Annotated in this window: 18 protein-coding genes; 11 read left to right on the forward strand and 7 right to left on the reverse strand. The window is 73.0% G+C overall.

The window, feature by feature from the left end; genetic code table 11:
* The first annotated feature begins 456 nt into the window (after nucleotides 1-456).
* On the forward strand, nucleotides 457-1,146 hold the full coding sequence (locus ACZ7JZ_RS04170; RefSeq protein WP_470932961.1) for a DUF998 domain-containing protein: 690 nt from the start codon (nucleotides 457-459) through the stop codon (nucleotides 1,144-1,146).
* Nucleotides 1,143-2,072, forward strand: a complete 930-nt coding sequence (locus tag ACZ7JZ_RS04175; protein WP_470932963.1) for an alpha/beta fold hydrolase — start codon at nucleotides 1,143-1,145, stop codon at nucleotides 2,070-2,072. The genes ACZ7JZ_RS04170 and ACZ7JZ_RS04175 overlap by 4 nt, the downstream gene beginning before the upstream one ends.
* A 33-nt stretch (nucleotides 2,073-2,105) precedes the next feature.
* On the opposite strand, the gene ACZ7JZ_RS04180 is transcribed toward ACZ7JZ_RS04175, so the two are convergent.
* The 4 genes from ACZ7JZ_RS04180 to ACZ7JZ_RS04195 form a co-directional block, all read right to left on the reverse strand.
* Complete coding sequence (locus ACZ7JZ_RS04180) at nucleotides 2,106-2,525, reverse strand: CBS domain-containing protein (RefSeq protein ID WP_470932965.1); 420 nt, start codon at nucleotides 2,523-2,525, stop codon at nucleotides 2,106-2,108.
* Between the two features lie 145 nt (nucleotides 2,526-2,670).
* The gene (locus ACZ7JZ_RS04185) at nucleotides 2,671-3,426 is read right to left on the reverse strand and encodes a DUF305 domain-containing protein (protein WP_470932967.1); all 756 of its coding nucleotides are present in this window, start codon (nucleotides 3,424-3,426) and stop codon (nucleotides 2,671-2,673) included.
* Nucleotides 3,423-4,079, reverse strand: coding sequence for a DUF3105 domain-containing protein (locus ACZ7JZ_RS04190; protein ID WP_470932969.1), 657 nt, complete (start codon nucleotides 4,077-4,079; stop codon nucleotides 3,423-3,425). The genes ACZ7JZ_RS04185 and ACZ7JZ_RS04190 overlap by 4 nt, the downstream gene beginning before the upstream one ends.
* 64 nt (nucleotides 4,080-4,143) lie before the next feature.
* Nucleotides 4,144-4,599, reverse strand: a complete 456-nt coding sequence (locus ACZ7JZ_RS04195; RefSeq protein ID WP_470932971.1) for a hypothetical protein — start codon at nucleotides 4,597-4,599, stop codon at nucleotides 4,144-4,146.
* 163 nt (nucleotides 4,600-4,762) lie between these two features.
* On the opposite strand from ACZ7JZ_RS04195, the gene ACZ7JZ_RS04200 reads away from it, so the two are divergent.
* The 3 genes from ACZ7JZ_RS04200 (at nucleotide 4,763) to ACZ7JZ_RS04210 (ending at nucleotide 9,580) form a co-directional block, all read left to right on the forward strand.
* Complete coding sequence (locus ACZ7JZ_RS04200) at nucleotides 4,763-6,124, forward strand: glutamine synthetase family protein (protein ID WP_470932973.1); 1,362 nt, start codon at nucleotides 4,763-4,765, stop codon at nucleotides 6,122-6,124.
* Nucleotides 6,125-6,169: 45 nt separating this feature from the next.
* Nucleotides 6,170-6,475 (forward strand): hypothetical protein, encoded by a 306-nt coding sequence (locus ACZ7JZ_RS04205; RefSeq protein ID WP_470932975.1) that lies wholly within the window; start codon nucleotides 6,170-6,172, stop codon nucleotides 6,473-6,475.
* A 111-nt stretch (nucleotides 6,476-6,586) separates the two neighbouring features.
* A complete protein-coding gene (locus tag ACZ7JZ_RS04210; RefSeq protein ID WP_470932977.1) occupies nucleotides 6,587-9,580 on the forward strand; it encodes a bifunctional [glutamine synthetase] adenylyltransferase/[glutamine synthetase]-adenylyl-L-tyrosine phosphorylase in 2,994 nt (997 codons plus the stop codon).
* Between the two features lie 47 nt (nucleotides 9,581-9,627).
* On the opposite strand, the gene ACZ7JZ_RS04215 is transcribed toward ACZ7JZ_RS04210, so the two are convergent.
* From ACZ7JZ_RS04215 to ACZ7JZ_RS04225, 3 genes are all read right to left on the reverse strand, one after another.
* The gene (locus ACZ7JZ_RS04215) at nucleotides 9,628-10,518 is read right to left on the reverse strand and encodes a phosphatase PAP2 family protein (protein ID WP_470932979.1); all 891 of its coding nucleotides are present in this window, start codon (nucleotides 10,516-10,518) and stop codon (nucleotides 9,628-9,630) included.
* 128 nt (nucleotides 10,519-10,646) lie between these two features.
* Nucleotides 10,647-11,669, reverse strand: a complete 1,023-nt coding sequence (locus ACZ7JZ_RS04220; protein ID WP_470932981.1) for a LacI family DNA-binding transcriptional regulator — start codon at nucleotides 11,667-11,669, stop codon at nucleotides 10,647-10,649.
* 25 nt (nucleotides 11,670-11,694) lie between these two features.
* Nucleotides 11,695-13,353, reverse strand: a complete 1,659-nt coding sequence (locus tag ACZ7JZ_RS04225; RefSeq protein WP_470932983.1) for a glycoside hydrolase family 13 protein — start codon at nucleotides 13,351-13,353, stop codon at nucleotides 11,695-11,697.
* A 211-nt stretch (nucleotides 13,354-13,564) separates the two neighbouring features.
* On the opposite strand from ACZ7JZ_RS04225, the gene ACZ7JZ_RS04230 reads away from it, so the two are divergent.
* The 6 genes from ACZ7JZ_RS04230 to ACZ7JZ_RS04255 all read left to right on the forward strand — a co-directional run bounded on the left by ACZ7JZ_RS04230 (nucleotide 13,565) and on the right by ACZ7JZ_RS04255 (nucleotide 21,520).
* Nucleotides 13,565-14,845, forward strand: a complete 1,281-nt coding sequence (locus ACZ7JZ_RS04230) for an extracellular solute-binding protein (RefSeq protein WP_470932985.1) — start codon at nucleotides 13,565-13,567, stop codon at nucleotides 14,843-14,845.
* Between the two features lie 7 nt (nucleotides 14,846-14,852).
* Nucleotides 14,853-15,878: a carbohydrate ABC transporter permease gene (locus tag ACZ7JZ_RS04235; RefSeq protein WP_470932987.1), complete on the forward strand. Its 1,026-nt coding sequence runs from the start codon at nucleotides 14,853-14,855 to the stop codon at nucleotides 15,876-15,878.
* Nucleotides 15,875-16,726 (forward strand): sugar ABC transporter permease, encoded by an 852-nt coding sequence (locus ACZ7JZ_RS04240; protein WP_470932989.1) that lies wholly within the window; start codon nucleotides 15,875-15,877, stop codon nucleotides 16,724-16,726. Before ACZ7JZ_RS04235 ends, ACZ7JZ_RS04240 begins: the two co-directional genes overlap by 4 nt.
* Before the next feature lie 51 nt (nucleotides 16,727-16,777).
* Nucleotides 16,778-18,442 carry a glycoside hydrolase family 13 protein gene (locus ACZ7JZ_RS04245; RefSeq protein ID WP_470932991.1) on the forward strand — a complete coding sequence of 555 codons (1,665 nt, stop codon included), beginning with the start codon at nucleotides 16,778-16,780 and terminating at the stop codon, nucleotides 18,440-18,442.
* Entirely contained in the window at nucleotides 18,430-19,494 is a 1,065-nt protein-coding gene (locus tag ACZ7JZ_RS04250) for a LacI family DNA-binding transcriptional regulator (RefSeq protein WP_470932993.1), read from the forward strand. Before ACZ7JZ_RS04245 ends, ACZ7JZ_RS04250 begins: the two co-directional genes overlap by 13 nt.
* A gap of 229 nt (nucleotides 19,495-19,723) precedes the next feature.
* Complete coding sequence (locus ACZ7JZ_RS04255; protein ID WP_470932995.1) at nucleotides 19,724-21,520, forward strand: carbohydrate-binding module family 20 domain-containing protein; 1,797 nt, start codon at nucleotides 19,724-19,726, stop codon at nucleotides 21,518-21,520.
* Nucleotides 21,521-21,585: the final 65 nt, after the last annotated feature.

The raw sequence follows: 21,585 nt of genomic DNA on the forward strand, positions 1-21,585 counted from the left end.
AAGCAGGGGCTCCGCCCCCACACCCCCGCGCCACAAGCGCCGGCGGGGCTGGGGGTGGCCGGGGTGGATGGGTCGGGTGCGGGTGGGTGGGCGTTTTCGGGGCTCCGCCCCGGGCCCCGCGCCTCAAGCGCCGGCGGGGCTGGTTTTCGGGGCTCCGCCCCGGACCCCGGTTCCGTGCGCTCCGCGCCCGGTGCGCTCAAACGCCGCGCGGGCTGGATTGTGCTGCGGTTCGCTGCAATGTCCCGCTCAGCGGCATTTTCCAGCCTCGCCGGCGTTTGAGGCGCGGGGTCTGGGGCGGAGCCCCAGTTCGGGAAGGGGCGGGTAGGGGAACAGGCCCCGCGCAGCGGGTGGTCGGTGGTGGAGGCAACGGAAACGGGGCGGCGTGCGTCTGCAAGGGCAGGTGGAGGCAGGGGCCCGCGGGCCGCCGCAAGGCGGTTGCGTAGGATGCGTCCCACTATGCCCACGATCGGTACGCGGCCCACCGCCGCCCTCATCGGCCTCGGCGCCGCCACGTACACCGCCTGGGTGCTCGAGGTCGTCCTCGCCACCGGCCTCAACCCCATCGAGACGTACGTCAGCGAGCTCGCCGCCCAGGACCAGCCGCTGGGCGGCCTCTTCCGGGCCACCGACTTCACCGCCGGGCTGCTCGTCCTCGCCGGGGCCGCCCTGGCCCTCGTACGGACCCTCCGCACCCCCGCCGTCCGCCGCCCGTGGGCCCTCGCCGGCTGGGGCGGGCTCGCGCTCTTCGGGGCCGCGACCGCCGCCGACGCCTGGCTGCCGCTCAGCTGCAAGCCCACCGTGGACCCGGAGTGCGCCGCCCGCGAGACGGCCGGCCTGGTCCCGGCCACGCACCAGGCGCACGCGGTCAGTTCGAGCCTCGCCATGTGCGGGGCCCTGCTCGGCATCGTCGCGCTGACGGTCGCCGCCCGCCGGTACGGCTGGTGGCCGCCGGTGGCCCGGACCGGCCCGTACCTCGTCGCCGTGGAACTCGCCGCCACCGTCTGGACCCTGGCCGCCATCGCGATGTTCAGCGCCGGCCGCGGCACCTGGGCCCTCGGCGCCGGCCAGCGCCTCCAGGTGCTCCTGGTCGCCGTCTGGCTGGGCCTCCTGTCGTACGCGATCTTCCGCGAACGCCGCACGACGTGACCGCCCCCGGGTACGGCCCCGCCCCCGGGTACGACGGCTTCCTGCGCATCGACGGCACCGCGCTGCACGTGCGCGTCGAGGGGTCGGGCCCGGTCTGCGTGCTCAGCGCCGGGCTGGGGCTGTGCTGGTTCGACTGGGACCCCGTCGCCGCCCTGCTGGCCCCGCACCGCACGGTCGTCCGCTTCGACCGCCCCGGCCACGGCCTCAGCGCCCTGCCCCCGCCCGCAGCCGCCCCGCCGCCGGGCGGCTCCGCGGCCGCCGAGGCGGACCGGATCGCAGGCGTGCTCGACGCGCTGGGGCTGACCGGCCCCGTCACCGTGGCCGGGCACTCGATCGCCGGGTTCCACGCCGAGGCCTTCGCCCGCCTCCACCCCGCGCGGACCGCGGCGCTGGTCCTCGTCGACGGCAGCATCGAGGAGGACCCCCGTACCCCGCTGCTGCCCCCCGCCGCCCGTACCGCCGCGGCCGGGGCCCTGGGCCGGCTGCTGACCGCCGCCGGGCTGCCCGCCGCCCTCGGCCCGGCCGTCCGCCGGGCCTCCGCCCGCGGATCGCGGACCACCCGGACCGGGGGAGCCGACCGCGCCCCGCGCGCGCTCGTACGCCGCTGCTACCGCACCGGCCGGGTGTGGCGCGGAGCCCTGCTGGAGAACGCCCGCTACCCCGACACCGCCGCCGGACTGCTCGCCCTGCGCACCCGGCACCCGCTGCGCGCCCCCGCCACCGTCCTCGCCGCGTACGACGCGAGCGCCCGGCCCCGCGAACTGCGCTGGCTCGCCCGCCAGGCGGGCCTCGCCGACCTGCTCGGCGCCCGCTTCGAGGTGGCCGCGCCCGCGGGTCACCTGGTCATGGCGGACCGCCCGCACGAGGTCGCACGGGCGGTCCTGACAGCGCCGCTGCCGGGTCCGGGTCCGGGAGGCATGGTCTAACCCCCGGGACCCCCGGAACCCCCGGCCCGCCGGTCAGCCGCGGGCGTAGACCGCCTCCGCCCAGCCGGCGATCTGCTCCTCGGTGAGGTGCCGGGCGAGGTCGGCCTCGCTGATCATGCCGACCAGCCGCTTGTCCCTGATCACCGGGAGCCGCCGGATCTGGTGGGTCTGCATCTCCGCCAGCACCTCTTCGACCCCCGCACCGGCGTCGATCCAGCGCGGGGTGCCCTTGGCCATGTCGCCGGCCGTCACCTTCGAAGGGTCGTGGCCCTTGGCCACGCAGCCGACCACGATGTCCCGGTCGGTGAGGATGCCGCACAGCCGCTCGTTCTCGTCGCTGATCGGCAGCGCACCCACGTTGAGCCGGGCCATCAGCTGGGCCGCCCGGTCCAGCGTCTCGCCGGCCGGGATCCACTGGGCTCCCTCGTGCATGATCTCTCCGGCTGTGGTCATCGCGCGTACCTCCTGGGGATCGGGGAATCCTGGGCGACCCTCATCGTGGTTCGCCCGTTCGGAGGGCGCGAACGCACGGGGCCGTACGGGTGAACCCGTACGGCCCCGTGCCGCCGTCGTCCTGCGCGCGTGCGCAGGAGGACCCTCAGGAGCGCGGAGCCGCCCCGCGGGCCTTCAGCATCCGGGCCATCAGGTCCAGCTCGGACTCCTGGCCCTCGACCATCCCGCGGGCCAGGTCGCGCTGGAGCGGGTCGGTGCACTGCTGCACGCAGGCCTCGGCCATCTCGACCCCGCCCTTGTGGTGGTCGGTCATGAGCTGGAGGTACATGACCTCGGCGGCCCTGCCCCCGGCCTTGCCGAGGGCGGCCAGGTCCGCCTTGGTGGCCATGCCGGGCATGAGCGCGCCGGGCTTGGTCGGCGTACGCATCCCGGAACCGCCGGCGCCGCCCGATTCACCGTGCCCGCCGGACTCCTCGTGCCCACCGGACTCACCGTGCCCACCGGACTCGCCGTGGCCGCTCCCGTGCCCGCCGCCGTCCCCGGCAGCCGCCGGGGAACCGTGGCCCATCCAGGCCATCGGCTCCCGTCCCGCGTCCACCTTCGGCAGCCCCCACACGTCCAGCCAGCCCAGCATCATGCCGCGCTGGTTGGCCTGGGTGTTGGCGATGTCGTAGGCGAGGCGCCGGACGTCCGCGTCCTGCGTGCGGTCGCGGACGATGAAGGACATCTCCACGGCCTGCTGGTGGTGCACCGACATGTCCCGGGCGAAGCCCGCGTCGGCGGACGCGGCGTCCGGATGCCGCGGCGCGGGCTCCGAACCGCTCGCCGTGACCACGGCGGTCCCGGCGAAGACCAGGGCGGTCAGGACCGCGCCGGCGGCCACTCCGTACGTGCGGTTCACTGGGGGCCCACGCCGCCCGTGCACGCCGCGCCCGGCTCGGGGGTCTGCGGGCCCTGCACGTACTTGGTGAGGAACTGCTCCACGCGCTCGTCGTCGGCGCCGTCCACCGTGACCTGCTTGCCCCAGGCGCTCAGCATGATCGCGCCCTTCTGGTCCTTGACCGGGCTGATCAGCGTGTACGGGGTCTTGGAGACCTTCTCCTCCAGCTTCTTCACCTGGTCGGCGGGGGCCTTGTCGCTGTACGTGATCCAGACCGCGCCGTGCTCCAGGGAGTGGACGGCGTTCTCGTTGGCGAGCGGCTTCTTGTAGACGTCTCCGTCGCAGTTCGCCCACACCTGGTGGTGGTCGCCGCCGACCGGGGGCTTCATCGGGTACGAGACGGGGGTCGCGACGTGGTTGCGGCCGAGCTTCTTCGCGTCCCAGACCTGCTCGTCCTTCACGGGCTGCTTCGCCAGCCGCTCCTCGGCGGCCTGCTTCGCGTTCTCCTTGTTGAGCACGTACGCGCCGAAGCCGACGAGACCGGCGACGACGGCCACGGAGGCGGTGATCGCGATGATCTTGTTGCGGCGGTCGCGCGACTGCTCGGCCCGCCGCATCTCGGCTATGCGCTCCTGACGGGAGGCGTTGGTGGTCTTGGCAGGCTTCGTGGCCATGGCTGCTGTTGTCCTTGTCCTTCTCGGATGGCGTGGGGGTGAGCGGGCGGTACGGCGCGGACCCTCAGGTCCGCAGTACTTGAAGGACATGCAGGTCGGGGGCGCGGGCGGGCGGCTGCGGGGGCAGCGGCCGGCCCTCGGGGCGGACCTGCGGAGCCGGTACGGGCAGCGCGGCCGCGGCCGCCGCGGGCGGCGGGACGGTGAGGACGGCGGGCGTGCGGTGGGAGAGCCCGGAGCAGCCGGGCAGTCCGGCGGGGCAGAGGTACGGGGGCCGGTCCGCGGCCCGGGTCCGGGCGGGGCCGTGCACGGTCCCGTGCGCCCCGGCGGCCGCCGCCGTACGGGCCCCGGCTCCTGCGGCCGTACCCGTACCCGTACCCTGCTCCGTCCCCGCACCCGTCCGCGCCTGCGCCTGCGCGCACATCAGCGCCGCCGCCAGCAGGATGCCCAGGGCGCACGCCACGGCGGCGGGCCGCATGAAACGCCCGCTTCCGAATCCGTGGTGGTGGTCCCCGCTCCCCATGGCGGGAGATGGTAGTGCGCACCCGGGCCCGGAGGTCAGAGCGGGGGTGTCACAGCTCGCAGGGGGCCCGTAATGTGGCCGAAACCGCCGGCCGCGATACTGAGGCTGCTCCCCGATGCCCGGCTGGTGGTGTTCGACCCGTCTGAACTGCGAGGATGAAGGCATGGACAAGCAGCAGGAATTCGTCCTCCGGACGCTCGAGGAGCGCGATATCCGCTTCGTGCGCCTGTGGTTCACCGACGTGCTCGGCTTCCTCAAGTCGGTCGCGGTCGCCCCCGCGGAGCTGGAGCAGGCCTTCGACGAGGGCATCGGCTTCGACGGCTCGGCGATCGAGGGCTTCGCCCGCGTGTACGAGTCCGACATGATCGCGAAGCCGGATCCGGGGACCTTCCAGATACTGCCGTGGCGCGCCGAGGCCCCGGGCACCGCCCGCATGTTCTGCGACATCCTGATGCCGGACGGCTCCCCGTCGTTCGCCGACCCCCGCTACGTCCTCAAGCGCATCCTCGCCAAGACCTCCGACCTGGGCTTCACCTTCTACACCCACCCGGAGATCGAGTTCTTCCTGCTGAAGGACAAGCCCCTCGACGGCTCCCGCCCGGTGCCCGCCGACAACTCCGGCTACTTCGACCACACCCCGCAGAACGTGGGCATGGACTTCCGCCGCCAGGCGATCACCATGCTCGAATCCATGGGCATCTCGGTCGAGTTCAGCCACCACGAGGGCGCCCCGGGCCAGCAGGAGATCGACCTCCGCTACGCCGACGCGCTCTCGACCGCCGACAACATCATGACCTTCCGCCTGGTCATGAAGCAGGTGGCCCTCGAACAGGGCGTCCAGGCCACCTTCATGCCGAAGCCGTTCTCCGAGTACCCGGGCTCCGGGATGCACACCCACCTCTCCCTCTTCGAGGGCGACCGCAACGCCTTCTACGAGTCGGGCGCCGAGTACCAGCTCTCGAAGGTCGGCCGCTCCTTCATCGCCGGCCTGCTGCGGCACGCCGCCGAGACCGCGGCCGTCACCAACCAGTGGGTCAACTCCTACAAGCGCATCTGGGGCGGCTCCTCCCGCACCGCCGGCTCAGGCGGCGAGGCCCCCTCGTACATCTGCTGGGGCCACAACAACCGCTCGGCCCTGATCCGCGTCCCGATGTACAAGCCCGGCAAGATGGGCTCGTCCCGCATCGAGGTCCGCTCGATCGACTCGGGCGCCAACCCGTACCTCACCTACGCCGTCCTCCTGGCCGCCGGCCTCAAGGGCATCGAGGAGGGCTACGAGCTCCCCGCCGGCGCCGACGACGACGTCTGGGCCCTCTCCGACGCCGAACGCCGCGCCATGGGCATCGAACCCCTCCCGCAGAACCTCGGCGAAGCCATCTCCCTCATGGAACGCAGCGAACTGGTTGCCGAAACCCTCGGCGAACACGTCTTCGACTTCTTCCTCCGCAACAAGAAGCAGGAGTGGGAGGAGTACCGCTCGGAGGTCACGGCCTTCGAACTCCGCAAGAACCTCCCGGTGCTGTAACCGCAGCTCAGCGGCACTGTCGCAATTTTCTGACACTCCGGGCCGGTGGTCATCGACCACCGGCCCGGAGCCGTCCCACCGCTCCTGGGCCGTCTGGCGAAGGCCCTGGAGACCGAGCTGCACGTGGGGTTCGGAGCGTCCCCGCGGCCGGCGGGGGCGCCCGCAGCCGTGCCGGGGGACGAGGCCGACCTCGTCGACCTGGCACGACGGTTCAGGCAGGGCCTCGAGGAGCTGGGCGCCGAGCACCTCCGCGGCCGGGGGGCCGCGACCGTCCTGCGGTCGCTGGAGCGACTCCGCACGGCCGTGGAGGAGACGGAGGACGAGGTCCGCCGGTACCGCGCGGTGCCTTGAGCCGCCGGCCCGGAGTCCTTTCCGTCGGGGGGTGTTGCGGGGGGATAGGCTCGGGGGCCGGATCTGGTGCGGGCGGCCGGCAGGGGGCGCCCGGTACGGGAAGGCGGCGGGATGACGGTCCCCGGGCGCAGGAGCAGTAACTTCATCCGGCTGCTGCGGCACGGGTTCAGCGACCCCTCCGCCGCGGGGGAGCTGCTGGACGCCCCCCAACTGGCCTCCGTGCGCGCCGACCCCGTGCTCCTCGAATCCCTCGGGGCCACCGCCGACCCCGACCTCGCGCTGCGCGCGCTGCTGCGGCTCGCCGAGGCGCAGGAGCCCGAGCAGCTGACCGCGCTGCTGTCGACGCTCGTGACCGCGAAGCCGCTGCGGGACCGGCTGCTCGGGGTGCTCGGGGCCTCCGAGGCGCTCGGGGACCACCTGGCCCGGCACCCGCAGGACTGGCAGGCCCTGGTCACGTACGAGTCCTCGGACCTGCACCCCGGCGTGGCCGAGTTCGAGGCCGGGCTCGCCGCGGCGGACGAGCCGGTCGGGCTGCGGGTGGCGTACCGGCGCTGCCTGCTGTCCATCGCCGCCCGCGACGTCTGCGGCACCTCCGACGTGGCCCAGAGCGCCGCCGAGCTGGCCGACCTCGCCACCGCCACCCTCCGCGCCGCCCTGCGCATCGCCAGCGCCGCCGCCCCCGAGGACGCCGCCCGCTGCCGGCTCGCCGTGATCGCCATGGGCAAGTGCGGGGGCCACGAGCTGAACTACGTCTCCGACGTGGACGTGATCTTCGTGGCCGAGGCCGCCCCCGGCGACGGCGCCGACGAGGGCAGGGCCCTCCAGGCCGCCACCCGGCTCGCCTCGCACCTGATGCGGATCTGCTCCGAGACCACCGTCGAGGGCACCATCTGGCCCGTCGACGCCAACCTCCGCCCCGAGGGCCGCAACGGCCCCCTCGTGCGCACCCTCTCCTCCCACCTGGCCTACTACCAGCGCTGGGCCAAGACCTGGGAGTTCCAGGCCCTGCTGAAGGCCCGCGCCGTGGCCGGGGACGAGGAGCTCGGCGCCGCGTACGTCGCCGCCATAACGCCCCTCGTCTGGCAGGCCGCCGAGCGCGACAACTTCGTCGCCGACGTACAGAAGATGCGCCGCCGCGTCGTCGACAACATCCCCGCCGCCCACGTCGACCGCGAGCTCAAGCTCGGCCCCGGCGGACTGCGCGACGTCGAGTTCGCCGTCCAGCTGCTCCAGCTCGTCCACGGCCGCAGCGACGCCACCCTGCACTCCGGCAGCACCCTCGAAGCCCTCCGCGCCCTGGCCGCCGGGGGCTACGTCGGCCGCGCCGACGCCGCCCAGCTCGGGGACGCGTACCGCTTCCTGCGCGCCATGGAGCACCACATCCAGCTCTACCGGCTGCGCCGCACCCACCTCGTCCCCGAGGACGAGGCCGACCTGCGGCGCCTCGGCCGCTCCCTGGGCCTGCGCACCGAACCCGTCGCCGAGCTCAACAAGGCCTGGCGCCGCCACGCCTCCGTGGTCCGCCGGCTGCACGAGAAGCTCTTCTACCGGCCCCTGCTCGACGCCGTCGCCCAGCTCACCCCCGGCGAGACCCGGCTCTCCCCGAAGGCCGCCGGCCAGCGCCTCGAAGCCCTCGGGTACGCCGACCCCGTCGCCGCCCTGCGGCACCTGGAGGCCCTCTCCTCCGGGGTCACCCGCAAGGCCGCCATCCAGCGCACCCTGCTGCCCGTGCTCCTCGGCTGGTTCGCGGACTCCGCCGACCCGGACGCAGGCCTCCTCGGCTTCCGCAAGGTCTCCGACGCCCTCGGCAAGACCCCCTGGTACCTGCGCCTGCTGCGCGACGAGGGCGCCGCGGCCGAGAACCTGGCCCGCGTCCTGTCCGCCGGCCGCCTCGCCCCCGACCTCCTCATGCGCGCCCCCGAGGCCGTGGCGCTGCTCGGCGACCCCGAGGGCCTGCGCCCCCGCGGCTCCGAGGCCCTCGAACAGGAGGTGCTGGCCGCCGTCGGCCGCGCCGAGACCGCCGAGGCCGCCGTCGCCGCCGCCCGCGGGGTCCGCCGCCGGGAGCTGTTCCGCACCAGCGCCGCCGACATCATCGCCTCGTACGGCACCGAGGACAGCCCCGCCGAGGAGGACCCCGGCGTGCTCGTCGACCGGGTCGGCGACGCCCTCTCGGACCTCACCGCCGCCACCATCGCCGGCGCCCTGCGCGCCGCCGTCGCCGCCCACTGGGGCGACACCCTCCCCACCCGCTTCGCCGTGATCGGCATGGGCCGCTTCGGCGGCCACGAGCTCTCCTACGGCTCCGACGCCGACGTCCTCTTCGTCCACGAGCCCCGCGAGGGCGTGGACGAGCAGGAGGCCGCCAAGGCCGCCCAGACCGTCATCGCGGAGATGCGCCGGCTGCTCCAGCTGCCCACCGCCGACCCGCCGCTGCTCATCGACGCCGACCTGCGCCCCGAGGGCCGCAGCGGCCCCCTGGTGCGCACCCTGGCCTCGTACGCCGCCTACTACCGGCGCTGGTCCCTGGTCTGGGAGAGCCAGGCCCTGCTGCGGGCGGAGCCGGTGGCCGGGGACGCGGAGCTCGGCGCCCGCTTCGTCGAGCTCGTCGACCCGCTGCGCTACCCCGCGCAGGGCCTGGGCGAGGACGCCGTCCGCGAGATCCGCAAGCTCAAGGCCCGCATGGAGTCCGAGCGGCTGCCGCGCGGAGCCGACCCCACCCTGCACACCAAGCTCGGCCGCGGCGGGCTCAGCGACGTGGAGTGGACCGTCCAGCTGATGCAGCTGCGGCACGGCTGGGAGCTGCCGGGGCTGCGCACCACCCGCACCCGCCGGGCCCTGGCGGCCGCGCACGCGGCGGGCCTGCTGGCGACGGAGGAGGCGCAGGTCCTGGACGAGGCATGGGTGCTGGCGACGCGGGTGCGCAACGCCGTGATGCTGGTCCGCGGCCGGGCCGGGGACACCTTCCCGGCGGAGGCGCGCGAGCTGGCCGCCGTAGGCCGCTACCTCGGGTACGGGGAGGGCCTGAGCGGGGAGATGCTGGACGACTACCGGCGGGTGACGCGCCGGGCCCGCGCGGTGGTGGACGAGCTGTTCTACGGGGCGTAGGGCCGGCGGGGAGGCGCGGGGGGCGGCGCGGAGGTCTCGCCCCGCCCTCAGCCCCGGGCGCCCCGGAAGCGCTTCAGGAGGCCCGCGGTGGCCGAGGGCCGGTCGTGGTCCTCGGGGATCCGCGGGAGGCCCTGGGCCAGCGATCCGTACCAGAGGTACGACACGGTGTAGCCGAAGGCCAGGCAGATCATGCCGCCCACGGCGTCCAGCCAGAAGTGGTTGGCGGTGGCGACGATCACGACGAGGGTGAGCGCCGGGTACAGCAGGCCGAGGACCCGCACCCACGGCACCGAGGCCAGGGCGAAGATCGTCAGGCCGCACCAGAGCGACCAGCCTATGTGCATGGACGGCATCGCCGCGTACTGGTTCGACATGTGCTTCAGGTCGCCGGAGGCCATGGAGCCCCAGGTGTTGTGCAGCGGCACGGTGTCGATGAAGTTCTCGCTGGTCATGAGCCGGGGCGGGGCCAGCGGGTACAGGTAGTAGCCGACCAGGGCCACACCGGTGGTCGCGAAGAGCACCAGGCGGGTGGCCGCGTACCGGCCGGGCTGCTTGCGGTAGATCCACACCAGTACGCCGATGGTCACGATGAAGTGCAGGGTGGCGTAGTAGTAGTTCATGCCCACGATCAGCCAGGTCACCGAGTCGGCGGCGTGGTTGATCGTCTTCTCGACGGCGATTCCTAGGGTGTGCTCCGCCCGCCAGATCCAGTCGGCGTTGCGCAGGGCCTCGGCCTTCTGCTCGGGCACGGCGTTGCGGATCAGCGAGTACGTCCAGTAGCTCACCGCGATCAGCAGGACCTCGAACCAGAGGCGCGGGCGCCGCGGCACCCGCATCCGCTGCAGGCGCGTGCGCTGAAGCTCCGGTCGGGCTTCGCTCACCGTGGGTGACGAGAGGTCCGTCCGGGTTTCCAGTGTCTTCACGCTCGCTTCACCCATAGGCACAGAGTCTGCCAGATGCCTTTCCTGCCCCGATCATCCCTCGGGACGGTCTTCGGCGCACCGGCTCGGACCTGAGGCGTAGCCCGCCGGTACCCCGCCCGGTATGCCCTGGTGGGTGTGTTTCCCTAGAGGCGCCCGGGACCCGAGGCGGTGGACCCGCGGACCACCAGTTCGGGGTGGAACACGAACTCGCTGTGGGGGGCCGGGGTGCCGCCGATCTCCTCCAGGAGGGTCCGTACGGCGGCCTGGCCCATGGCCAGCACGGGCTGGCGGATGGTGGTCAGCGGCGGATCCGTGAACGCTATGAGCGGGGAGTCGTCGAATCCGACCACCGAGACGTCCTGCGGCACCCGCAGGCCCTGCTGGCGGGCCGCCCGGATCGCACCGAGGGCCATCATGTCGCTCGCGCAGACCACGGCCGTGCAGCCCCGCCCGATCAGCGCCGCGGCGGCCGCCTGGCCGCCCTCCAGCGTGTACAGGGAGTGCTGGATCAGCTCCTCGGCCTCCTCGGGGGCGAGCCCGAGCTGCTGCTGCACCGCGAGCCGGAAGCCCTCGATCTTGCGCAGCACGGGCACGAACCGCTTCGGCCCGACGGCGAGCCCGATCCGGGTGTGCCCGAGGGCGGCGAGGTGGGTCACCGCCAGCTGCATCGCGGCCCGGTCGTCGGGGGAGACGAAGGGGGCCTGCACCTTGGGGGAGAAGCCGTTGATGAGGACGAAGGGGACGCCCTGGCCGCGGAGCTGGTCGTAGCGGGTCGTATCGGCCGTGGTGTCCGCGTGCAGTCCGGAGACGAAGATGATCCCGGAGACGCCGCGGTCGACGAGCATTTCGGTGAGCTCGTCCTCGGTGGACCCTCCGGGGGTCTGGGTGGCGAGCACCGGGGTGTAGCCCTGGCGGGTCAGCGCCTGCCCGATGACCTGCGCGAGCGCCGGGAAGATCGGATTGTCCAGCTCGGGCGTTATCAGGCCCACGAGGCCGGCGCTGCGCTGGCGGAGGCGGACCGGACGCTCGTAGCCGAGTACGTCGAGCGCGGCCAGCACGGACTCGCGGGTGCCCGCGGCCACGCCGGGCTTGCCGTTGAGCACGCGGCTGACTGTGGCTTCGCTGACCCCCGCCTGGGCTGCGATGTCGGCAAGCCTCGCGGTCATGGGATTGGACTGTACCGGTCGCATGTCAGATTGCCCACCACGTGCAGGAATCAGCGGGAATGAGGACGGTGCGGGCGCCGGGGTCCACCGGGGCGCTGGAGAGCACGGGGCGGCCCGGTACGGGCAGTTCGACGGCCGTGTCCAGGGTGTTGACGGTGCATACGAACCCGGGCCGCCGGAAGACCAGGGTGCCCCGGGGCCCCTCCAGCCAGCGCATCCCGGTGCCGCCCGCCGCCGCCCCCAGGCCCGGCATGGCCCGCCGCAGCTCCAGGGCGGCCCGGTAGAGCTCCAGGGTGGAGTGGGTGTCCCCGGTCTGGGCCTCGACGCTGTACGCGCCCCAGCCGGCGGGCTGCGGCAGCCAGCTGCCCCCGGCCCCGAAGCCGTACGAGGCCCCGGCCGGGTCGCCCGTGCCCGTACCCGCGCCCCTGGTCCACGGGATCGGCACCCGGCAGCCGTCGCGCAGACCGTCCTGCCCGGCGGTCCGCCGGAAGGCCGGGTCCTGCCGCACCGCGTCGGGCAGGTCCTCGACCTCCGGCAGGCCCAGCTCCTCGCCCTGGTACAGGTACGCCGAACCGGGCAGGGCCAGCATCAGCAGGGCGGCGGCGCGGGCCCGCCGCAGGCCCCGCGCGGGGTCCCCGGCGGCGTAGCGGGTGGTGTGGCGGACCACGTCGTGGTTGGACAGCACCCAGGTGGTGGGGGCGCCGACCGCCGTCGTGGCGCGCAGGGACTCCGTGATCACCGTGCGCATCGCGGCGGCGTCCCAGGGGCAGTTCAGGAAGCGGAAGTTGAAGGCCTGGTGCAGCTCGTCGGGGCGTACGTACCGGGCGAGGCGCTCCGGGTCCGGGGCCCAGGCCTCCGCGACGCCGATCCGGCCGCCCCCGTAGGAGTCGAGGAGGGTGCGCCAGTGCCGGTGGATCCCGTGCACGCCCTCCTGGTCGAAGAAGGGGAGCACCTGCTCGCCGATCAGCCGGGCCTGGCCGCTGTGCCCCACGTCCGGCAGCCCCGCCGCCTTGACCATCCCGTGCGCCACGTCGATGCGGAAGCCGTCCACGCCCAGGTCCAGCCAGAAGCGCAGCACCGAGTCGAACTCCGCGCGGACCTCCGGGTGCTCCCAGTCCAGGTCGGGCTGCTCGGGGGCGAAGAGGTGCAGGTACCAGTCCCCGTCGTCGAGCCGGGTCCAGGCGGGGCCGCCGAAGACGGACTCCCAGTCGTTGGGCGGCAGGTCGCCGGCGGGGCCGCGGCCGGGGCGGAAGTGGTAGCGGGCGCGGGCGGGGCCGCCGGGGCGGTCGGCGCGCGCGGCCCGGAACCAGGCGTGCCGCTCGGAGGTGTGGTTGGGGACCACGTCCACGATCACGCGCAGCCCGAGGGCGTGGGCGGCGCGCACCAGCTCGTCGGCGTCGGCGAGGGTGCCGAAGAGGGGGTCGACGTCGCGGTAGTCCTCGACGTCGTAGCCGCCGTCGGCCTGCGGGGAGACGTAGAAGGGGGTGAGCCAGACGGCGTCCACGCCGAGCCGGGCCAGGTGGGGGAGGCGCTCGCGGATCCCGCGCAGATCGCCCGTGCCGTCCCCGTCGCCGTCGGCGAAGGAGCGTACGTACACCTGGTAGATCACCGCGTCCCGCCACCACTCTCCGGTCGTGTTGCTGGAAGCGCTTGCATGACGGGAGGCGGTGAGCTCATGGGTCATATCGGGGTCAACGCGACGGAGCGGCCCCTGGTTGCGGGGGTCCGCACTCGAACAAACAGCAAGCTGCGGCAACCGTATGGACACGCGGATGTAACGATCGGCCCTTCTTGCAGAAAATTGCCGCAAGGCCTTTCCGGCGGCTTTCGGCCTTGTTAGGTTCCTGGCAACTCGGGACCGCGACGGGGCGGACGGGATCACTGAAGGAGTTCACATGCGGCGTGGCATAGCGGCCACCGCGCTGGTCGCGGCCCTGGCGCTCGCGGCGACGGCCTGCGGCGGCGACACGAACGACGGCGGCAGTGGCGAGGCCACGAAGGCGGGCGGCGAGCTCACCGGCACCGTCACCTGGTGGGACACCTCGAACGACGCCGAGAAGGCCACCTTCGAGAAGATCGCCAAGGCCTTCACCGCCAAGCACCCCAAGGTCACCGTCAAGTACGTCAACGTCCCGTACGGCGACGCCCAGAACAAGGTCAAGAACGCCTTCAGCAGCGGCGCCGACGCCCCCGACGTGATCCGCGCCGACGTCGGCTGGGTCGCCGACTTCGCCTCGCTCGGCTACCTGGACGAGGTCCCCGCCGAGACCGCGAAGAAGGTCGACGCCGAGTTCCTCGCCCAGGCCGCCGCCTCCGGCCGCTACGAGGGCAAGACCTACGCGGTCCCGCAGGTCATCGACACCATGGGCCTCTTCTACAACAAGAAGATGCTCAAGGACGCCGGGGTCGAGGCCCCGAAGTCCCTGGAGGAGCTGAAGACCGCCGCCGCGGCCATCAAGAAGAAGACCGGCAACGCCGGCCTCTACCTGCGCGGCGACGACTCGTACTGGTTCCTGCCCCTCATCTACGGAGAGGGCGGCGACCTCGTCGACGCGAAGAACAAGACCGTCACGGTCGACTCCCCGGCCGGCGTGAAGGCCTTCAAGGCCGCCCGCGACCTGGTCACCTCCGGTGCCGCGATCACCAACGCCACCGACGGCTGGAACAACATGCAGACCGCCTTCAAGTCGGGCAAGGTCGCCATGATGATCAACGGCCCGTGGGCCGTGGCCGACGCCTACGCCGGCGACCAGTTCAAGGACAAGTCCAACCTCGGCATCGCCGCCGTCCCCGCCGGCTCCGCCGGCCAGGGCGCCCCGCAGGGCGGCCACGACCTCGCCGTGTACGCCGGCTCCAAGAACCGCGCCGCCGCCCACGCCTTCGTCGACTACATGACCTCGCAGGACGTGCAGGCCCAGTCCGCCAAGGAGCTCAGCCTGCTCCCGACCCGCACCGCGGCCTACGACCTGCCGGACGTGAAGAACAACGAGATGGTCCAGTTCTTCAAGCCCGCCGTCGACAAGGCCGTCGAGCGCGCCTGGATCCCGGAGAACGGCAGCCTCTTCGCCCCCCTCCAGGTCGAATACACCAAGGCCGTGACCGGCACCTCGAGCCCGGAGGAGGCCGCCAAGGCCGCCGGCGCCGAGTTCCGCAAGATCCTCAAGGGCTGGAAGTAACACGACCATGGCTGCTCACACCAGCCAGTCGGTGGCGAAGGCCGCGGGCGGGGAGGACCCCGCCCGCGGCCGGAGCCGCAGGACCGGCGGCAAGTCGGGGGGCGGGCGGGCCGGACTCGGGACCGCGCTCGCGAAGCACTGGTACGCGTGGGCCATGGTGGCCCCCGTCGTCCTCGTCCTCGGGATCATCATCGGATGGCCCCTGGTCCGCGGCATCTACCTCTCGCTGACCGACGCCAACGAGCGCAACGTCGCCCGCAGGATCGGCGTCAACGAGATCGAGGCGACCTACTCGTTCGTCGGACTCGAGAACTACACCGCCGTGCTGAGCGACCCGGTGTTCCTCCAGAGGCTGGTGTGGACGGTCGTGTGGACCGTCGCCTGCGTGTCGGTCACCTTCACGCTCGGCCTGGTCCTCGCCAACATGCTCAACCGGAACTTCCGCGGCCGCGGCGCCTACCGGATGGCCCTGATCCTCCCGTGGGCCGTGCCCGGCTTCGTCTCCGTCTTCGCCTGGCGGTTCCTCTTCAACCGCGACAACGGCATCCTCAACAAGCTGCTGGAGGGCGGCGGGATCGCTGCGGTCCCGTGGCTCGACGACCCGACCTGGGCCAAGGTCTCCGTCATCGCCGTCAACGTCTGGCTCGGCGTCCCCTTCATGATGGTCGCCCTGCTCGGCGGGCTCCAGTCCATCCCCGGCGAGCTCTACGAGGCCGCCGAGATGGACGGGGCCAGCGCCTGGCAGCGCTTCCGGCACATCACCCTGCCCGGACTGCGCGCCGTGAGCATGACGGTGATCCTGCTCTCCACCATCTGGACCTTCAACATGTTCCCGGTGATCTTCCTGCTCACCCGGGGCGGGCCGGGGGACTCCACCGAGATCCTCGTGACCCAGGCCTTCCGCGAGGCCTTCGTGGAATCCCCGCGCGACTTCGCAGGCTCCGCCACCTGGGGCGTGCTGATCCTCGCGCTGCTCATGATCTTCGCGCTGGTCTACCGGCGCTCGCTGCGCAAGCAGGGAGAGGTGTGGTGACCGTGACCGCCTCCGTACGCAAGCGCGGCGAGCGCTCGCCGCTGGCCTCCTTCGGCCTGCACGCGACCCTCGCCCTCGCCTCCGTCGTCGCCGTCTTCCCCGTGCTGTGGGTCCTGCTGACCTCGCTCAAGCCCGCGAAGGACGCCATCACCACCGACTTCGTGAAGAACCCCACGCTGGACAACTACCGCTACCTGGTGGAGTCCACGGAGTTCTTCACCTGGTTCGGCAACTCCGTGCTGGTCGCCGCCGTCACCACCGTGCTCGGCGTGTTCATCGCCGCCACCACCGGGTACGCCGTCAGCCGGTTCAAGTTCCCCGGCATGCGCCCGCTCATGTGGACCCTGCTCGTCACGCAGATGTTCCCCATGGCCATCCTCATCGTGCCGCTCTACAACCTCATGGGGCAGCTCGGGCTGCTCAACCAGCCCGTCGGCCTGATCGTCACGTACCTCACCATCGCCGTGCCGTTCTGCGCCTGGATGATGAAGGGCTTCTTCGACACCATCCCCGTCGAGATCGACGAGTCCGGCCGCGTGGACGGGCTCAACCCCTTCGGCACCTTCTGGCGGCTGATCCTGCCGCTGGCCAAGCCCGGCCTGGCCGTGACGGCGTTCTACTCCTTCATCACCGCCTGGGGCGAGGTCGCGTACGCCTCCGCCTTCATGGTCGGCGAGGAGAACCTCACCCTGGCCGGCGGCCTCCAGACCTTCGTCACCCAGTACACCGCCAACTGGGGTCCGATGACGGCCGCCTCCGTCCTCATCGCCGTCCCCGCCGCGGCCTTCTTCATGTTCGCCCAGCGGCACCTCGTCGCGGGCATGACCGCGGGCGCCACCAAGGGCTGACCACCCGGCGCCCGCCGGCCCCACCCGACCACCCACTCTTCCAAGGACGTCATGACCCAGCACCTCGCTGCTCCGGCCGCCCCGACCACCGGCACCACCGGCACGCACACGGGCTGGTGGAGAGACGCGGTGATCTACCAGGTCTATCCGCGCAGCTTCGCCGACAGCAACGGTGACGGTATGGGGGACCTCGAAGGCATCCGCAGCCGGCTGCCGTACCTGCGGGAGCTCGGCGTCGACGCCGTCTGGCTGAGCCCCTTCTACGCCTCCCCGCAGGCGGACGCCGGCTACGACGTCGCCGACTACCGGGCCATCGACCCGATGTTCGGCACCCTGCACGACGCCGACGCGCTGATCCGCGAGGCCCACGCCCTGGGCCTGCGGATCATCGTCGACCTCGTGCCCAACCACTGCTCGGACCGGCACGACTGGTTCCGCCAGGCCCTGCGCGAGGGCGCCGGATCCCGGCTGCGCGAGCGCTTCCACTTCCGCCCCGGCAAGGGCGAGAACGGCGAACTGCCGCCCAACGACTGGGAGTCCATCTTCGGCGGCCCGGCCTGGACCCGGGTCGCGGACGGGGAGTGGTACCTGCACCTCTTCGCCCCCGAGCAGCCCGACTTCAACTGGGAGCACCCGGCCGTCCAGGACGAGTTCCGCTCCATCCTGCGCTTCTGGCTGGACCTGGGCGCCGACGGCTTCCGCGTCGACGTGGCCCACGGCCTGGTCAAGGCCCCCGGCCTGCCCGACCTCGGCGCCAAGGACCAGCTGAAGCTGCTCGGCAACGACGTCATGCCCTTCTTCGACCAGGACGGGGTCCACGAGGTCTACCGCGCCTGGCGCAAGATCCTCGACGAGTACGAGGGCGACCGCGTCCTGGTCGCCGAGGCCTGGACCCCCACCGTCGAGCGCACCGCCCGCTACGTGCGCCCCGACGAGATGCACCAGGCCTTCAACTTCCAGTACCTGACGGCCGACTGGGACGCGCAGGCGCTGCGCGCGGTCATCGACGGCTCGCTGGCCGCGATGCGCCCCGTCGGCGCCCCCACCACCTGGGTGCTGTCCAACCACGACGTCACCCGGCACGCCACCCGCTTCGCCAACCCGCCCGGCCTCGGCACCCAGCTGCGCGAGCAGGGCGACCGCGAGCTGGGGCTGCGCCGGGCCCGGGCGGCCACCCTGCTGATGCTGGCCCTGCCCGGTTCGGCGTACGTCTACCAGGGCGAGGAGCTCGGCCTGCCCGACGTCACCGACCTGCCGGACGAGGTGCGCCAGGACCCGTCGTTCTTCCGCGCCGCCGGACAGGACGGGTTCCGCGACGGCTGCCGGGTGCCGATCCCGTGGTCCGGCACCGAGGCCCCGTACGGCTTCGGCCCCGAGGCGGGCGGCCCGAGCTGGCTTCCGCAGCCCGCGTCCTGGGCCGGGCTGAGCGTCGAGGCCCAGACCGGGGACCCGGACTCCACCCTGGAGCTGTACCGCTCCGCCCTGCGGATCCGCCGCGACCACGCCGACCTGGGCGCGGGGGACTCCGTGGAGTGGCTGCCCGCGCCCGAGGGGGTCCTGGCCTTCCGCCGCGGCGGGTTCGTGTGCGCCGCCAACACCACCGGTGAGCCGGTGGCCTTCGCCGCCCCGGGCACCCGCCTGCTGGGCAGCGCCGGTGCCGGGGGCGCCGGGGACGGGGTCCTGCCCGCCGATGCCACGGTGTGGTGGGCGGTGTGACGGTTCCGCCGCCGCGGGGCACCGAGGAGGTCGCCCCGCGGCTCACGGACATCGCCGCGCAGGCACGGGTCAGCGAGGCGACGGTCAGCCGGGTGCTCAACGGGAAGGCGGGGGTCGCCGCCGCCACCCGGCACAAGGTGCTGGCCGCGCTGGACGTGCTCGGCTACGAACGGCCCGTCCGCCTGCGCCGCAAGAGCAACGGCCTGGTCGGGCTGCTCATCCCGGAACTGACCAACCCGATCTTCCCGGCCTTCGCCCAGGTCATCGAACAGGCCCTGGCGGGGCACGGGTACACGCCCGTGCTGTGTACGCAGACCCCCGGCGGGGCCACCGAGGACGAGCTCGTGGAGCAGCTGGAGGAGCGCGGGGTCACCGGCATCGTGTTCCTGTCCGGGCTGCACGCGGACGCCAGCGCCGACCCCTCGCGCTACCTGCGGCTGTCGGCCCGCGGTACGCCGTTCGTCCTGATCAACGGGTACAACGAGCGGGTCAACGCGCCCTTCGTCTCCCCGGACGACCGGGCCGCCGCGGGGATGGCCGTACGGCACCTCGCCGAGCTGGGCCACGAGCGGATCGGGCTGGCCATCGGCCCCACCCGGTACGTGCCCTCCCGCCGCAAGGAGGAGGGGTTCAAGGCCGCGCTCGCGCAGGTCCACGGCACGGCGGAGGCCGAGGCGGACGCGCGGGTGCAGCGCACCCTGTTCACCGTCGAGGGCGGCCACGCGGCCGGCGGGGCCCTGTTGGACCAGGGCTGCACCGGCATCGTGTGCGGCAGCGACCCGATGGCGCTCGGGGTGATCCGGGCGGCCCGCGAGCGCGGGCTGCGGGTGCCGCAGGACGTGTCGGTCGTGGGCTTCGACGACTCCCCGCTGATCCCGTTCACCGATCCGCCGCTGACCACGGTGCGCCAGCCGGTACGGGCCATGGCCACCGCGGCCGTCGGCGCCCTGCTGGAGGCGGTGGCCGGGCACCCGGTGGAGCGCACGGAGTTCGTCTTCCAGCCGGAGCTGGTGGTCCGGGGCTCCACGGCCCAGCCGCCGCTCCGCCCCTGAGCTCGGGGTTCCTCCCCGAGACCCCGCCCGGCGCCGGGACCCCGTGAAGGGGTCCCGGCGCCGTTCCGTATGCGGTCCGGGCGGACGGAGGCGCGCGGAGCCGGACGGAGCCGGACGGAGGTGGACGGCCGGAAACAATTCTGCAATCTCTTGCGCAAACTCTTGCAACATTCGGGGGGCGGCCCCTACGGTCGGCGCAATCCCCGCCTCTTCCGCCAGGAGGAACCGCATGTCTGCCAGAGCCGCCAGACCCGCAAGACCCGCAAGAAGCACCGGAACCGCACGCAGCACGGGACCCGCCCGCAGCGCAGGAGCCGGCCGCCCCCGCACCGCCCTCGTCCTCACCGCCGCGGCCGCCCTCACCGCCGCCGCCCTCAGCGCCCAGGCCCCGCAGGCCGCCGCCGTCCCGCCCGGGGAGAAGGACGTCACGGCCGTCCTCTTCGAGTGGAAGTTCTCCTCGGTCGCCAAGGCGTGCACCGACACGCTCGGCCCGGCCGGGTACGGGTTCGTCCAGGTCTCCCCGCCCCAGGAACACGTCCAGGGCGGCCAGTGGTGGACCTCGTACCAGCCCGTCAGCTACAAGATCGCCGGGCGGCTCGGCGACCGCACCGCCTTCAAGAACATGGTCGACGCCTGCCACGCCGCGGGCGTGAAGGTGATCGCGGACTCCGTCATCAACCACATGGCCGGACCGGCCGACGCGGGCGCCGTCCTCACCGGCACCGGCGGCTCGACGTACAGCAAGTACAACTACCCGGGCATCTACTCGGGCGCGGACCTGGACGACTGCCGGGCCGTGATCACCAACTACCAGGACAAGGCCAACGTCCAGAACTGCGAACTGGTCCAGCTCGCCGACCTCGACACCGGCGAGGAGTACGTCCGCGGCCGGATCGCCGGGTACCTGAACGACCTGCTGTCGCTGGGCGTGGACGGCTTCCGCATCGACGCCGCCAAGCACATGCCGGCCGCCGACCTCGCGAACATCAAGTCCCGGCTGGCGAATCCCTCCGTCTACTGGAAGCACGAGGCGATCTTCGGGGCCGGCGAGGCGGTCTCCCCGTCCGAGTACCTCGGCAGCGGCGACGTGCAGGAGTTCCGCTACGCCCGCGACCTCAAGCGGGTCTTCCAGAACGAGAACCTCGCCTACCTGAAGAACTTCGGCGAGGCCTGGGGCTACATGCCCGCCGCGCAGTCCGGGGTCTTCGTCGACAACCACGACACCGAGCGCGGCGGCGACACCCTCAGCTACAAGGACGGCTCCGCCTACACCCTGGCGAGCGTCTTCATGCTGGCCTGGCCGTACGGCTCCCCGGACGTGCACTCCGGCTACGAGTGGAGCGACAAGGACGCCGGGCCTCCCAACGGCGGTACGGTCAACGCCTGTTACACCGAGGGCTGGAAGTGCCAGCACGCCTGGCGCGAGATCTCCTCGATGGTGGCCTTCCGGAACACGGCGCGCGGTCAGGGCGTCGTGAACTGGTGGGACAACGGCGGGGACCAGATCGCGTTCGGCCGCGGCACGAAGGCGTACGTGGCGATCAACCACGAGGGCTCGGCCCTGTCCCGCACCTTCCAGACCTCCCTGCCCGCCGGGTCCTACTGCGACGTGCAGAGCGGGAACCCGGTCACCGTGAACTCCTCCGGGCAGTTCACCGCCACCCTGCCCGCCCGTACCGCCCTCGCCCTGCACGCCGGCGCCCGCACCTGCCCCGCCGGCGGCACCCCGGTGACCTCCGGCGCCTCCTTCCAGGTCAACGCCACCACCGTGCCGGGCCAGAACATCCACGTCGCCGGTGACCACGCCGCCCTCGGCGGCTGGAACCCGGCCGCCGCCCCCAAGCTCGACCCCTCCTCCTACCCGGTCTGGAAGCTCGACGTCACCCTGCCGCCCGGCACGGTCTTCGCCTACAAGTACGTCCGCCGCGACGCGGCCGGCAACACGACCTGGGAGAGCGGCGCCAACCGCACCGCCACCGTCCCCGCGAGCGGCAGGGTCACGCTCACCGACACCTGGCGCAACTGACCCCCGCCCCGAAGCAGGGCCGCCCGGCAGCCACCGTCCCGGCAGCCGGGCGGCCCGATCCGCAC

The sequence above is a fragment of the Streptomyces sp. NPDC038213 genome (genome assembly GCF_055600495.1).